This window comes from Leptolyngbya sp. PL-A3, from assembly GCF_039962325.1.
Taxonomy (GTDB): domain Bacteria; phylum Cyanobacteriota; class Cyanobacteriia; order Elainellales; family Elainellaceae; genus Vacuolonema.
In genome coordinates this window covers 42,525-57,191 of the sequence record NZ_JAMPLB010000022.1, presented here as the reverse complement: position 1 = coordinate 57,191, position 14,667 = coordinate 42,525, and the positions used below count along the sequence as shown (strand labels likewise).

Annotated in this window: 15 protein-coding genes; 10 read left to right on the top strand and 5 right to left on the bottom strand. The window is 50.5% G+C overall.

What is annotated here, in order from left to right:
- Positions 1–136: 136 nt before the first annotated feature.
- Positions 137–841, bottom strand: coding sequence for a GvpL/GvpF family gas vesicle protein (locus NDI52_RS17595; RefSeq protein WP_190771624.1), 705 nt, complete (start codon positions 839–841; stop codon positions 137–139).
- 150 nt (positions 842–991) lie between these two features.
- Positions 992–1,663, bottom strand: a complete 672-nt coding sequence (raiA, locus tag NDI52_RS17590; protein ID WP_190771623.1) for a ribosome-associated translation inhibitor RaiA — start codon at positions 1,661–1,663, stop codon at positions 992–994.
- A 383-nt stretch (positions 1,664–2,046) separates the two neighbouring features.
- Here raiA and lipB point away from each other — a divergent pair, with 383 nt between their 5' ends.
- Together lipB and NDI52_RS17580 are read left to right on the top strand one after the other, a co-directional pair.
- The gene (gene lipB / locus NDI52_RS17585; RefSeq protein WP_190771622.1) at positions 2,047–2,733 is read left to right on the top strand and encodes a lipoyl(octanoyl) transferase LipB; all 687 of its coding nucleotides are present in this window, start codon (positions 2,047–2,049) and stop codon (positions 2,731–2,733) included.
- Positions 2,734–3,162: 429 nt separating this feature from the next.
- The gene (locus NDI52_RS17580) at positions 3,163–3,501 is read left to right on the top strand and encodes a hypothetical protein (RefSeq protein ID WP_199307957.1); all 339 of its coding nucleotides are present in this window, start codon (positions 3,163–3,165) and stop codon (positions 3,499–3,501) included.
- A gap of 117 nt (positions 3,502–3,618) precedes the next feature.
- Here the strand turns inward: NDI52_RS17580 and NDI52_RS17575 are convergent, their stop codons facing one another.
- Entirely contained in the window at positions 3,619–4,140 is a 522-nt protein-coding gene (locus tag NDI52_RS17575) for a phosphoribosyltransferase family protein (RefSeq protein WP_190771621.1), read from the bottom strand.
- Positions 4,141–4,316: 176 nt separating this feature from the next.
- Here NDI52_RS17575 and NDI52_RS17570 point away from each other — a divergent pair, with 176 nt between their 5' ends.
- Complete coding sequence (locus NDI52_RS17570; RefSeq protein ID WP_190771620.1) at positions 4,317–5,768, top strand: MFS transporter; 1,452 nt, start codon at positions 4,317–4,319, stop codon at positions 5,766–5,768.
- A 50-nt stretch (positions 5,769–5,818) separates the two neighbouring features.
- On the opposite strand, the gene NDI52_RS17565 is transcribed toward NDI52_RS17570, so the two are convergent.
- Positions 5,819–6,031, bottom strand: coding sequence for a DUF2555 domain-containing protein (locus NDI52_RS17565; RefSeq protein ID WP_190771619.1), 213 nt, complete (start codon positions 6,029–6,031; stop codon positions 5,819–5,821).
- 90 nt (positions 6,032–6,121) lie between these two features.
- Positions 6,122–6,862 (bottom strand): hypothetical protein, encoded by a 741-nt coding sequence (locus NDI52_RS17560; protein WP_242035894.1) that lies wholly within the window; start codon positions 6,860–6,862, stop codon positions 6,122–6,124.
- Between the two features lie 267 nt (positions 6,863–7,129).
- Here NDI52_RS17560 and purH point away from each other — a divergent pair, with 267 nt between their 5' ends.
- From purH to ftsZ, 7 genes are all read left to right on the top strand, one after another.
- Positions 7,130–8,665: a bifunctional phosphoribosylaminoimidazolecarboxamide formyltransferase/IMP cyclohydrolase gene (gene purH, locus NDI52_RS17555; protein WP_190771618.1), complete on the top strand. Its 1,536-nt coding sequence runs from the start codon at positions 7,130–7,132 to the stop codon at positions 8,663–8,665.
- A 93-nt stretch (positions 8,666–8,758) separates the two neighbouring features.
- Entirely contained in the window at positions 8,759–9,073 is a 315-nt protein-coding gene (locus NDI52_RS17550; protein ID WP_190771617.1) for a hypothetical protein, read from the top strand.
- Positions 9,074–9,393: 320 nt separating this feature from the next.
- Positions 9,394–9,876, top strand: a complete 483-nt coding sequence (locus NDI52_RS17545; RefSeq protein ID WP_190771616.1) for a DUF4079 domain-containing protein — start codon at positions 9,394–9,396, stop codon at positions 9,874–9,876.
- A 230-nt stretch (positions 9,877–10,106) separates the two neighbouring features.
- Positions 10,107–10,511: a photosystem II protein Psb27 gene (gene psb27 / locus NDI52_RS17540; RefSeq protein ID WP_190771615.1), complete on the top strand. Its 405-nt coding sequence runs from the start codon at positions 10,107–10,109 to the stop codon at positions 10,509–10,511.
- Positions 10,512–10,525: 14 nt separating this feature from the next.
- A complete protein-coding gene (locus NDI52_RS17535) occupies positions 10,526–10,945 on the top strand; it encodes a hypothetical protein (RefSeq protein ID WP_190771614.1) in 420 nt (139 codons plus the stop codon).
- 375 nt (positions 10,946–11,320) lie between these two features.
- Entirely contained in the window at positions 11,321–12,160 is an 840-nt protein-coding gene (locus tag NDI52_RS17530) for an FtsQ-type POTRA domain-containing protein (RefSeq protein ID WP_190771613.1), read from the top strand.
- Positions 12,161–12,803: 643 nt separating this feature from the next.
- On the top strand, positions 12,804–14,006 hold the full coding sequence (gene ftsZ, locus NDI52_RS17525; protein ID WP_190771612.1) for a cell division protein FtsZ: 1,203 nt from the start codon (positions 12,804–12,806) through the stop codon (positions 14,004–14,006).
- Positions 14,007–14,667 lie beyond the last annotated feature (661 nt).

Genomic DNA, 14,667 nt, shown 5'->3' with positions numbered 1-14,667 from the left:
CCGTGGCTGATTCAAGCACAAGGCACTGTAAATTAAGGAGATTTCCAACAATGAAATTACCCCCAGGATGTTGGTGCTTTGCCCGCTTCGCGGGCAAAGCACCAACATCCTGGGTAGATTCTTATGCAGAAACCTCCTAAACAAAGTGGTAGGGAGGCAACGGAGCATCTAGCATGACTTCCCAAAGCGGGCAGAGGGCTTGCCATTGCTCCAGATAGCCTTGAGGGCTTTGGGGCGGCTCAGCTAAGCCGTTCCCCCGACTGAAGTCTGCCAGGAAGTAGAGCCGTTCCATCCCATCACGGGGCTCAGCCGTAAAGAGATGGGGATAAATTTGGGCGATCGCCTCCCGCAACACATCCCGCTGCTGCTGCCGCTGCTGTTGCTGCTCGAACTGTTCTTGAAACTGGCGTTTTTTCGCTAAGAAATACGCCTTTCCACCTGCTTCCGCAGGAATCGCGGAGGCAGAAGCTACAACAGGTTTCAGGCGCACCGTATATTCAGCTTTCCCTTTGACTTTCGCCAGTTTTGCAAGATATGCATCGGCATTATCTTGCAGATGGTTCTCCAGGTCGGTCTGAGAGCGAAAGCAGGTACCAAAGCGTAAGGGTAATAAATCCGTTTGCTCAAACGCTTCGCGGATCACCTGGTCATGATGCAACACTGCCCGCATTAGTCGAGCATCGTCAGATTGCAACGTCTCAATGTCCAGGCCTACTTCTACTAAAGCATCCAGGGAACCAACAGGAATACGCTGCAGCGCTCCTGCAATACCCTCAGGCAGCACCAGCATCGCGTCAGGTGGCAACAAGGCATAGGTATAGGTGGTTTGAAGAGATGCCATGTGACTATGCTCATAACAAACGGCCATACCTGGATGCCTCTAGATATGACCGTTTGGGTCAATTTGCAATTAAACGCTGGCGATCGCCTCAGCACAGGCTTTGCCAGAATCGATAATTAAAGGTTTTCACCCCCAACTATCAATATGTCGCTACCGCATAGTTACCCCAGTATTAGCATGGCTGGAAGAACCATTTTGCGAGGCTTTGGCCGCACCATTCTTGTGGCCATTGGAGCTACTAGTATTACGGGGCTGAATCACCCCATAGCCACCGTGGTTACGCTCATAGATAACGTTAATTTCCCCAGTTTCGATGTTACGGAATGCATAGAAGTCATGATCTACGAGTTCTAGCTGTTCAAGGGCCTGGGCAACCGTCATTGGAGGCATGGCGAAGTACTTGGTGCGAACCACCTCAGGAGGTAACTCTGGGGTGCGATTCTGGAGCAGTTCTTCGACATCCGCTGCATCTGTAGTTACAGGCGTACTATCCAGAGCTTCGGAGGTTTTTAGTGGGGTGCGGGCGTTTCGTTTTTCCTTAAATTTACGAAGTTGTCGGCTGATTTTATCAGCGACCAGATCAATACTGGCATAGAGACTCTCACTACTTTCTTCAGCCCGCACTACTGTTCCGTTCGCGTAAATCGTAACTTCAGCAGTCTGCTTAGGGCTTATCCGAGGGTTACGGGCAACCGACAGATGGACATCCACTTCCGTCGTCAATGTATGAAAATGTTGCACAGCTTTCTCAATCTTTTGTTGGACGTAGTCGCGGATTGAGTCGGTAATTTCGATGTTTTTTCCCTGGATAACAAGCTTCATATAGCTCCTCCATAAACGGTGGATCTACATTCACCCTAGCACCTTGTATTGTGGAGAACTAAGTCGTTAAAAATGTTTTGCATCCCTTGATAATTCTTGATTTGACAGCCGGGATCACTCGGTTGCCAAACGGATAGGTCTTCCACATATGTGGGTAGGAAATAGGTAAAACCCACAGCACGGTTATAGCTATCCTAGATATAGTGCCCCCACATAAATGCTAAGAAACGTACGGACAAGAAACGATATCCTAATCTTGATAAGCAACATCAGCGAATCTATTATCTCTTTTACCTAAAGAAATTGTTAAATTCTCTGTTTTCACGCTTTTAACAGTCCCTTTTTCTCTGAGGTTTGTGTTAAAAGAAAAGGCTCAATTTTCTATGAATTGTAACTGCAATTTGGTATGGGCCGGCCAGGTGCCCTATGAGCAAAGCTGGGAATGGCAGCGATCGCTCGTTCGCCACAAGCAACAAAACCCTGACGCTCCAGATTGGCTGTTGCTGCTAGAACATCCCCCGGTCTACACCCTGGGAACAGGCTCAACCACTGACTTCCTCAAATTTGACCCTGAAGCGGAAGGCGTAACGGTGCATCGCACAGAACGGGGTGGGGAGGTAACCTATCATGCGCTTGGGCAGTTAGTCGGGTATCCCATTCTGAACCTACGCCGATATCAGCAGGATTTGCACTGGTATCTACGGAACCTGGAAGAGGTTGTGATTCAGGCGATCGCCCCCTATGGTCTTCAGGGTGAGCGCATTGACGGTCTCACAGGAGTTTGGGTTGAAGGTCATAAGGTGGCCGCGATTGGCATTAAGGTAAGCCGCTGGATTACGATGCACGGGTTTGCCCTGAACGTATGCCCCGACCTCAGCGGATTTCGGCAGATTGTACCCTGTGGTATTGCAGATCGCCCTGTGGGAAGCCTGGCGCAATGGGTGCCAGAAATTACATTGGAGGAAATGAGAGGGGCGATCGCCCAAAGCTTCAGCCATGTTTTTGAGATTCCACTCGTGCCCACTCCGTTGGAATCCATGACGCAACCAATCTCAGCTCTACCCTCCTGAAAGAAGGTCGTTAGAACTAAGCCGATATGTGTGGGAGCGTAATTCTGACGACCTCTCGATTAGCACGTTGCTCCAGTGATGTTTCAACCTGTGGATGTGGAGAAAGGGGCACTTCGTGCCCCTTTCCCCACATCCCATCCATGGGCCTAGAACACTATCAAAAGTCCCTGAAAGGGCTGATTTTTCAAACACTTCCAAGCTCGGATGCGACTAGTTGAATTCACTAGCTAAGTAAAGTTGCGGGTGTTATGCTTAAGCTACAGCGGCAGGAAAGTCTTTTGAGACAAGGCTTTAGTGTGAATACATACACTCAAGCCGCCCTGGTTAAGTCTGTTTCCTTCATAACCGTCAGGGAAAGCATTCACGCTCACTCATAACTTTGTGCGGATGAAATAATTCATCCGGCATTTTGGCATAGGTGCTCTCCCCATGGGAAATAATTTTTCCGGTAATTCCATTGACCTGGATTGGTCTGAGCAGACAGAGGAGGTGTTTCGCCTTCCTTCAACCCGGGAACATTCAGCCCCTTCTACACCAGCAGCGCAACACACAACCTCCTTCTTACTAGAACTTGGGTTAGGCCGCATTTACTCTGGTGCGGCGCCCCTTGCGCCTCTGAGAAAACGAGACTGGGCCGCACTTGAAGACTGGTTCCAAGCTGACTCTATGCCTGAAATTGAAGCCGATATTCACCACAATTTATTGTTGCGATTTCCAGAACCCTGCTGGGAAGATCACATTTTTGGTTTTTTAGGCGAGTTCCTATAGCGCTTTCTCCTAACGTTTTTCGAGCATGCTTGAAACACTACCCAAATGTTTTTTCGTGCGCGAGGCGCACGAAAAAATAACCCCGTCAGCGGGTTTTAAAGCGTTCCCTAGTTCCGATTAATTAGACGAAGTTTTGAGAGATGCAAAAAACTCTGCTGGAGTTGTCTGCTCATATTTCTCGAAAGGTTGGTGAATCCATGGATCATCGGGCAAGTAGGAGACATAGTAGTCTGGCTTGATGATGGAGCAGTCCTTATACCAGAGGACAGCCGTACGAATCTCATCAACGTAAAACCCGTACTTGGTTTGCAACCAACTGATACTCCGCTTCAAGGTATGCCCGGAGTCTACCAAGTCGTCTACCAGCAAGACATGGCTACCCAAGTTGGCCGTGGTTTTAGAGAGATCCTGAGAAAACGTTACCGAACCTCGAATCTGATTATTGGGGCCACCGTAGGAAGCAGTCGATAGTACTGCAAGGGGTTGATCAAACAGGCGGGCCAGGATATCGCCAACCCGTAACCCACCCTTTGCCAGACACACAATTTGATTAAATTGCCACTGAGACTCGTAAACTTTCAGGGCAAGTTGCTCGATAGTTTCGTGGTACTCGGGCCAGGAGACATACAGATCGGGCATGGGAGCAGCAGTAGGGAAAGAGGAATAATGGCACCAGGCAACGATTTTTTCCAGCTAAAACCGGAATACCACGATGCAGCTTAGTGAAGATGATGAGCATGATACAACTCTTGAACATCATCATGGAATCAGCAACGCCGAATCGGTATTAGACTGATGACCTGACCTTTTACAGCATGGATGGTAACCCTGTGGTGGCAAGTAAACGCCCCTCTGACAAACTCAGCTTTGCAACCAAGTTAGCCTATGGGGCCGGAGACTTGGGGCCTGCCATCACTGCCAACATGCTGGGTGTGTTTTTGCTCATTTTTTTTACGAGTGTAGCGGGATTGAACCCCGGCCTTGCGGGTAGCGTACTGATGATCAGCAAAGTTTGGGATGCGGTCAACGACCCCATGGTGGGTTGGTTGAGCGATCGCAGCCAGAACCGCCTGGGTCGTCGCCTTCCCTGGATGTTATGGGGAGCCATTCCCTTTGGCCTCTTCTTCTTTTTGCAATGGCTTGTGCCGCGCTTTAATGCTGACCCCACGGTCAATCAATGGAGTTTGGTTGCCTACTATCTGGCGATCGCTATCGTCTTCAACACCTTCTACACCGTCGTTAATCTTCCCTACACAACCCTGACCGCCGAACTCACCCAGGATTACGACGAGCGCACCAGCCTCAGCAGTTTTCGATTCACTTTCTCCATTGGTGGCAGTATTCTCTCCCTGGTACTCGCTCTAGGCGTTTTCGCCCTGGTCAAAGATAACCCCGTGAATCAGTACCTGTGGATAGGGGGCATCTCAGCAGTGCTGTCGGTATTACCACTCTACTGGTGTGTCTATGGTGTGCGAAAACGGGTTATGGAGGTGGAGCGCGAGCGCCAGGAACTGCCCCAACCGGAATCCATTCCCTTTGCCGAACAAATCAAAATCGCCTTTAGCAATCGTGCCTTTCTATTTGTGATCGGCATTTACCTCTGCTCCTGGCTGGCGGTACAGAACACGGTTACAGTCATTCCCTACTTCGTCAAGAACTGGATGGGTCTGGGCGATCAGGACTTCACTAAAGTGGTAATTGCAGTGCAAGTCACCAGCTTACTGATGCTCTTTGTCTGGAGTGCCGTCAGTCGCCGAGTCGGCAAACGAGTAGTTTATTTCATGGGAATGGTGCTGTGGATTGTGGCACAAATCGGACTCTTTCTACTCCAACCGGGACAAGTGGGATGGATGTACGGTCTGGCCATCATGGCTGGCTTTGGGGTTTCCACAGCCTACCTAATTCCCTGGTCGATGATTCCCGATGTGATCGAATTGGATGAATGGCAAACAGGCCACCGCCGAGAGGGGGTGTTCTATAGCTTTATGGTGCTGCTGCAAAAGCTGGCTCTGGCTCTAGGCCTGTTTTTAGTGGGGCAAGTATTGGAAAAGTCTGGCTTTATCACAACTGCTGCAGGTGAGGCCCCACCTGTGCAACCCGAATCGGCCTTGTTTGCCATTCGCCTCATGGTTGGCCCGGCTCCTGCCATTGTCCTGATTATTGGCCTGGTGCTGGCTTACTTCTACCCGCTCACCCGCGAGGTACATGCCGAGTTGGTCATGCGGTTGGAAGAGCGGCGAGCCCAAGCCAGAGTGTCCGAAGAGTAGCCCAAAAAATAAGGGCCACCCTTTTGGGGTGGCCCTTATTGGGACAAATCTCACGATTCGTCGTAGGCTTCCATATCCAGCAGGTAGTAGTAAGGCTCTGCGAGCTCCGGCCGTTGAAAGGCGATCGCTCGCAATAAATGCCAATCCTTTAAGCAATCGAAGGGACTGCTGTAGGAATCCTGCTCCAAACGCTCTGCCAGGTCTGCTACATCTTTCTCGGTCAGGTGAGTTACATCCTGTTCGGAAAAGCTCAGCGTCGTCATCACCGGTCCTCCCCATCGATTGCAAGAGACAGCATAGTCTTCCGGCTTTTGCCTAGAATTCTATCTGTTTTACTATCCTCATTACTTATCCTAAGCGGTTCCGCCGGATGGCTGAAAGATCTGGCGTGTAAAGTTTTGCACAAGCTGTAACACCCGCAGCGAGATCTCGTGGCCCCCCTCCAGTTCCTGATAGGTCACTGAAACGCCCAAGTCTTGCAACATATCTCGGCTGGTTTGGGCCGACTGGAGCGGTACAACAGAGTCTTGCCGTCCATGCACCATAAACACGGGCGGAGGTGAATCCAGGGGTTGCACCGGGCTATGGAGGTAACCGCTCAGGACAATCAGCCCGGCGAGGGGGAGTGTAAGTCCCACTTCCATCGTCATGGCTCCTCCCTGGGAAAAGCCAGCCAGTATGGTTTTCTCAAGGGGAACTCCGGTTGAGGTGGAGAGCGATCGCACCCACTCCGTCAACATATGACGGCTCTCCACTAACTCTGGTTGTTGAGCTAACGAGGGTTCACAGGTAAAGGTGTAATTGGGCGGAAAGTTATACCACACACGCCCATCCGGACCAAAGGGAAAGGGAAACGGTGCGTCTGGGAAGATCATTTGGAACTCCGGCAACTCCAAATAATCTGCCAGGGCAGCAACATCCTGGGCACTGGCTCCCCATCCATGCAGAGCGATCAAAAGCCCCTGAGATGCCTGACCGTTGCGGGGAGGGATAGAAATCGCACGTAAAGACAGAACAGTACCTCCTGAACACTTCACTACAGGCATCATATAGCTAGAGCTATTTTCGTTAACCCCAATTCGGGACAAGTTCAAGAGCCTTTAACCCGAACTCAAGCTCCGTTAGGAGATAGGGCGAGAGTGAGTGCTGTGGACTCACTCTTGCCCTATCTCCTAACGAAAGAGTGTGCCTATTCATTTCGTTGAGGGAGAGAACGGCGAAGCAGCCATTTCTTTTAGGGCTTCAAGCCTGAGAGTTCAGTTTTTCAGGGTTTAATCCCATGCGATAATGGAACGTTGCGGCATTGTCATCCGCCTACAGATCGGCAACCGCCTGTTGTTTTTCGTTACATCCAAAATCCCATGAGTCTTGCCCTGTTGAGCGTTTCCGATAAAACTGGTCTGGTGGAGTTTGCTCGTCGCCTGGTTGATGAGTGCGGCTATGGGATTGTCAGCAGTGGCGGCACCGCCCAGACTCTCAAAGATGCCGGTATTCCGGTTACGAAGGTTTCTGACTACACGGGTTCCCCAGAAATTTTGGGTGGCCGGGTAAAGACGTTACATCCCCGGATCCATGGTGGGATTTTGGCTCGGCGCGACGTTCCCCAAGATGTCACCGATCTAGAAACCAATCAGATTCAACCCATTGATCTAGTCGTTGTCAACCTCTACCCCTTCGAACAAACCATTGCTAAACCTGGGGTCACGCTGGCAGATGCGGTAGAACAAATCGATATTGGTGGCCCCGCCATGCTGCGGGCATCCGCCAAGAACTTTGCCCATGTCACCGTGCTGTGCAATCCGGCTCAATACGATGCGTATATGGAAGAGTGGCAGCGGGGCAACGGACAAGTTTCCTTTGAATTCCGCAAAGCCTGCGCGTTAGCTGGGTTCCAGCATACGGCGGAGTATGATCGGGCGATCGCCGCCTACCTCAGCGCCGATCCTGAAGCTCCCCTTCCCGCTCAATTCACCCTCAGCGGTTCTCAAATCCAGGCACTGCGTTATGGCGAGAACCCACACCAACCTGCCACCTGGTATCAAACAGGAGCAACTACCAGTGGCTGGGCCGCCGCCACCAAACTCCAGGGCAAGGAACTTAGCTACAACAATCTGGTAGATTTAGAAGCCGCCCGACGCATCGTTGCGGAATTTAACGACGACCCAGCCGCTGTCATCATTAAACACACCAATCCTTGCGGGGTAGCCCAGGCCAGCACCATCGCTGAAGCCTACAAGAAGGCCTATGAAGCCGATGCCACCTCGGCCTTTGGCGGCATTGTGGCGCTGAACCGGGCGATCGACACATCAACCGCCTCGCAGCTCACCGAAACCTTTTTGGAGTGCGTTGTTGCCCCAGCCTGTGATCCTGAAGCTGAAAAAATCCTGGCTGCCAAATCCAAAGTTCGGGTACTGGTTCTGCCTGACTTAGCGAAGGGTGAACCCACCACCGTCAAAGTTATTGCTGGTGGATTTTTGGTGCAAACCGCTGATGATCCCATCATTGACCCAAGTCAGTGGAAGGTCGTCACGGAGAAGCAGCCAACGGATGCTCAGTGGGCTGAACTGGTATTTGCCTGGAAAGTTTGTAAGCACGTGAAATCTAATGCCATTGTGGTGACGAACGATCGCACCACTCGCGGTGTGGGTGCTGGGCAGATGAACCGGGTAGGGTCTGTGGCGCTCGCCATCAAACAGGCTGGCGATTTTGCAAAAGGTGCCGTGTTAGCCAGTGACGGCTTCTTCCCCTTCGACGACTCTGTGCGAGAGGCAGCAGCAGCGGGGATTGGGGCGATCGCCCAACCGGGAGGCAGTCTCCGGGATCAACTCTCAATTGATGCAGCGAACGAATTAGGATTGGCTATGATCTTTACGGGCTTCCGCCACTTTTTACATTAATCGCGGTTTTACGCGGAATTTGGCGCAGCCCTGTTGCAAGGTTTACTAGGCACATCCGTGTGGGTGTGTCGTGCCGTTACTGTGAGGTTTTTTATGGCATCTGACGCACAACCATCTCTTCCTGCCGAGGTTTCCCTGACACTATTGCTGGAAGGGGGTCAGCAGCATACGCTCAAAATTGCGTCTAACAATCGGCTGCTACAGCAGTTGTTTGAAACAATTGTGAACCGGACCGATAACCGTCCCCAGCATGTTTTTCAAATCCCTATTAACAACGGAGCAGGGGTTCTTTGCTTCGCAGGTGAACGGCTGGTGGGCATTATCACGGAGCCTCCGCTGATCGTCCAACAGCCCCCCGCACAGGAGCAGACAGTTCCTATGAGTGATCCCCTCGCCCCTGGTGCTTAAGGGATTTTGACTGTGGATTCTATTGAGCCCCACGGTCAGGAACATCTTGGATGCATCATGTAATCCTTCGAAGCCCTTTGAAACGTTAAGTTTCAAAGGGCTTTTCACAAGTCTGCTATACGGCGCTGTATGGGTTGATCAAGAAGGCTGGGTATAGCGCAATGCACTACACCCAGCCTTCTTAATTGTTGTATGTGCCTTTGCCGCGCAGGTAAGGCCGTTCAGGCCGCAAAAACTACCCAAGTTGTGGCCCAATAGGTATACCCTTTCTATGATAAGTTTTATGAAGAATCTAAAATCTTCCGAAACCGCAGAGACGTATGAGCGTTGCCCTTCCGGAGTCCGTTAAAGTCTGGAGCCAGTTCTTTCATCCAATTTTGATGTGGGTGCTGTTTGCTCTCACCCTGTATGCCTTTTACCTGGGTATGCAATCGCGTCGGATTCGCTCTGCAGAGGCTGATGTGCGTAAGCAGCTGATTCAAGGTAAGTTTGGCTTTCGCCATCATCAGCTGGGAGCAATTCTGCTATCGACCATGGTGCTGGGCACCCTGGTCGGTATGGGTGTCACCTACATCAACAATGGCAAATTGTTTATGGGGCCTCACCTGCTTGCTGGTCTGGGAATGACAGGACTGATGGCAACGTCCGCCGCGCTGACCCCCTTTATGCAAAAGGGCAATGATTGGGCTCGAAGCTTCCATATCGGTTTGAATGTAGCCCTCGTTGGATTGTTTGGTTGGCAAGCGGTCACAGGAATGCAAATCACTCAGCGGATTGTTGGTCGTATTCTGGGTGATAGTTGATTCCTTTAACAAGGATTTAGCGTAGATTTTCTACGCTAAATCACTGGATTCAGATTCCTTGAAAGCTCTTTGATTCCTTAAGAAATTAGAAAACTTGTAATGAAGGGCGATCGCACAACCCCCTTCCCTCTGCCTCTCTGGAGAGATAGAAGGGCGATCCCCATTCAAGATAAGATAATGCTCAACGCCCTTCCGGGTTTTTTCGCTGTCAAAGTCAACCGCGAGGTTTTATGAAATCATTGCTCTCTCGTATTTTTGCCCTGGTACTAGTGCTTGTCGTCAGCCTAACCGGGCTAACCGCCTGCTCGAATCCGAGCAATCTCACGGGAAGCTACCGCGACGATTCCTTGATGGTGATCGAAAGCCTGCGAACGGCCATCAACATTCCCGATAGTACCCCTCAAAAGGTAGCGGCTCAGGCAGAAGCTCGTCAGCTGATCAACGATTTCTTCTCCCGTTATCGCCGCGATGATTCTCTGGCAAAGCTGACCTCATTCACCACCATGCGTACTGCCCTTAACTCCCTGGCAGGTCACTACAGCTCCTACCCCAATCGTCCTGTACCTGAAAAACTCAAGCAACGCCTGGAGAAGGAGTTTGCGCAAGTTGAAGCTGCCCTCAAGCGTGGTGCTTAAGCCCCTCTTTTACTATGGAACGTGGCCTGCTCTGGTTACCACTACTCGTTCTTTTTTTCTGGTTAGCTTGGGCTGGCTGGAATGAGTATCAAAAGTTGGAAGCCTACAAGGTTTGGGCATCTGATTTTGAGCGGGCCAAATACGATATTTTGTCGGCCCTAGGCCAGTCTGGAGATACCCTTACCTGGGGTAAACCGACTCGCCAAGGGCCGATTAATTTGCAAACGCTATCCCGTCAGCAAATTTCATCCGTGCAGGTTTGGGTGGATGGAGGAGCGATCGCCCTTGACGCAGAAAGTCCGACAGGCCGCCGTTCTGAAATTCGGTTACAGCTCCCTGAAACATTTATCAGCATTCCATTCACCGACGCAACACTGGCCGTGCGATGGGGCCGTTTTTTGAATGAATGGTTGCAATCCGATCAAACTGTGTAGATTTTGAAGATAAAAATGAAGCGCTGCACACCATGTGGTGCTTGTTTTCATTAACTTAGGAGATTTCCAGAAAAGAACTTCCCCATTTTTTGGAAAAAGGACGCGGCTTCGCCGCGTCCTTTTTCCAAAAAATGGGGATATTGTTTCTCAGAAACCTCCTTAGTTCTACGCATCTGTGGTTGAAATGAAGTCCCGAAACAGTCCACCTTCGGTGGACTGTTTCGGGACTTCAAGCTTGGGAAGGCATGTCCTCCTAAGCTTGAAGCGCATCATGAGAATTGCCAGTATTCGGTGAGTTCGTTCGACCGACGCAGATATTCGCAGTAGAATCAGGGGTGCCTGCTGAGCCTATCCTGGCTATTCCTCCTCATCGTCATGGCTGATTTTTCGCGTATTTCCCGTTCTACTCTGGCCGATCGCCGGCGTCAGTTGCGGCGGCATCGTCGTATGCGAGCCATTCAGGGTTTGTGGCGCACTGTCGTGGTGATGGGGCTAGCAGGTGGAGCTATCTGGGTCATTCAGTCTCCCATATGGATTGTCCAAAGTGCTGATCAGGTCGTCATTCAGGGCAATGAGTTGTTGTCGCCCGAGCGAGTTCGATCCTTATTGGGTCTTGAGTACCCCAAACCCTTGTGGGCTGTACAACCGGAGGCGATCGCCCAAAATCTGGAAATCAGTGGCCCCATTGCGCAGGCGACGGTTACTCGCCACCTGTGGCCTCCCAACATTGTGGTAGATATTGAGGAGCGCCGTCCTGTAGCAGCCGTTCAAGGCTATATCGCCGATCCTGCTGCTCCCAACGCTAGTCCTGCTAGCAACGGAACTGGCTTACTTGATGCCACAGGAGCCTGGATCCCCATGGAGGACTATGCTCTGCTGAGTTCTTCCCTACAAATGCCACCCTTAGTGGTGATTGGGATGAGGGGGAGCGATCGCACGCAGTGGGTCGAGATTTACAACCAGCTCACCTACTACCAGCAAAACACTCCCAATGCCGTTCACATTAGCGAGCTCGACTGGCGATCCCCATCGAATTTAATTCTGAAAACAGAACTGGGATCGGTACACCTGGGGGTTTATCAGTCGACGAAGTATTTAGCTCAGCAATTACAAGCACTTACTCAGATGCGCCAATTGCCAAAAGAAATGAATGGGCGACAGGTTGACTATATTGATCTACGTCGACCCGAAGACCCAATTCTGCAAATGCGCTAATCACCTACCCATTCCCCTAAATACAGGTGGGCACGCAGTACCGGGCAAATTGGTTGAGTTACCTCAATTCGGGATAATCCCAACAGCCCATTTTTGCGTTCACCCTACGCACGCAAAAATGTTTTTTTCAAGGGGCGCGCCTTGGGTGTCTCTTGAAAAAGCCTATAGCCCAAACTCAGGTTGAGTACAAGCGGAATGTGGGGTGAAACACTTCGCATTCCGCTTGTACTTAAGTCCTTACAGTATCAATTAGGGTGATAATTTAATTTGGGGTTAGACCACTTCTGGTGGTGTGGAGCAAGCAGATGCATGACTATAGATAGATATTTCAAACAAATTTTATTGGTGTTTCTAGACAAGTTCTCCTAATATGGTTAAAATCTAGAACCGCAATTGCCAAAACGCCCATCGCTGGGTGATTAGCGACCTTATCAGGTCATGATGAGTCTCCTGAAAAAGGCAAATGAGTTCAAAATACACTGATGTAGAAAACATTCTATAAATAGAGTCATTCGGATTTTCCCAACCTTGTGTAGAAACAGGCTAGTATCGATTCGTTCAACTTGCTGGTCGTTCAGTAGTAGATTGGTAGAGAAGAATTTTGGTTAAACTGCCATCCCCCCAACCTTATAACAACGGTTCAATGAATACTGCGAATCCTTTTGCGAACTCGGGTGCCAATTCTGCACTACACTTGGGGCAATCCGGCGAGAATAATCCTACTGTGTCGGAAGAAACCAGGAGCAACGATATTGTGCCGAGTAGTCTAGCCAGAATTAAGGTCATTGGGGTCGGTGGTGGCGGATGCAACGCCGTTAACCGAATGATTGCCAGCGATGTGTCTGGCATCGAATTTTGGACAGTTAACACTGACGCTCAGGCACTGAGCAACTCCATCACAACAAATCGGTTGCAAGTTGGGCAAAAGCTGACACGCGGGTTAGGCGCGGGTGGGAACCCAGCGATCGGTCAAAAAGCAGCAGAAGAATCCCGCGATGAAATTGCAACTGCGCTAGAAGAGGCAGATCTTGTTTTCATTACCGCCGGTATGGGTGGTGGTACTGGAACTGGAGCCGCACCTATTGTGGCAGAAGTGGCCAAGGAAGTAGGGGCTCTAACGGTAGGGGTTGTAACCCGGCCCTTCACATTTGAAGGAAAGCGGCGCACAGGCCAGGCTGAAGAGGGAATTGCTGCCCTTCAAAGCCGGGTTGACACGCTTATTATTATCCCTAACGATAAATTGCTGACCGTTATCTCCGAGCAAACTCCGGTTCAGGAAGCATTCCGGGTTGCCGATGACATTCTGCGTCAGGGGGTACAGGGGATTTCCGACATCATTACAGTGCCCGGGTTAGTTAACGTTGACTTTGCTGACGTGCGTGCGGTCATGGCGGATGCTGGCTCTGCGCTGATGGGCATTGGCATGGGTTCCGGCAAATCCCGAGCCCGTGAAGCAGCGATGACGGCAATTTCGTCTCCGTTGCTTGAGTCATCGATCGATGGAGCTCGTGGAGTTGTATTCAACATCACTGGAGGAAGCGATTTAACCCTCCATGAGGTTAATGCAGCAGCAGAGATTATCTATGAAGCTGTTGACCCCAATGCCAACATCATCTTCGGAGCCGTGATTGACGATCGCCTCCAGGGTGAAGTGCGGATTACAGTGATTGCAACGGGCTTTGCGGCAGATGCAGCAGCGGCTAATTCCGCGAACAAAGTTTCAACGTTGAAGCGACTGCCGACAACCCCAATGGGAACAACACCGCTACCTCAACCACCTTCCGTAGGCGGCAAACCTAGCTTGGATATTCCTGAGTTTCTGCAACGTCGCCGTCCAACCCGCTAGGGGTCGTGCATTTAATAACCTGTAACTCTTTTTTGGAGTGACGGCGAAGCCGTCACTCCAAAAAAGAGTTACAGGTTGTTTTATTTGTGATCCTAAGCTTCTATGCTGAAGTGCCCTGAACTGAGGTTAGTTAAAACATTAGGAGCGAGTAAGAGTAATGCTTCCAGCCCTCCTGACGTGCTAACTAACGTGCCACTAGCAAGACGTGAGCCAATCTAGACCATCGTGTACTGAAGCTTTTAAGGGAGAAATTTTAGCAAGCACCATCCCTCGAAGGGTTATTTTTATGTGCGAAACACACGAAAAAAGAACTCTTAAAACAGTCCCTCGTACCTGATGGCTGAAGTTTACTGATGCTTGAAGATGCAGAACGCTTCGTCTTCCCCCAAACAAAACGATCTTCACATGCAAAGCCTAAGCTTTCATGAAAACCGTCACTACAGATTCACTGACTCTTCAGGCAAAGCAACGATCTTCCTTTAAAGAAGTATCGACAATGATACTTCGGGTACATCCCACTTTTGCAGATTGAAATCCCAGTTTTGTTAATGTGGCGGGCGAAGCCCGCCACATTAACAAAACTGGGATGCACCCGATACTTCTTACGTTAAGAAGCCGGAAGGCCCTCCGTATTTTCTTCTTCTCCTCCTCCATTACCAGA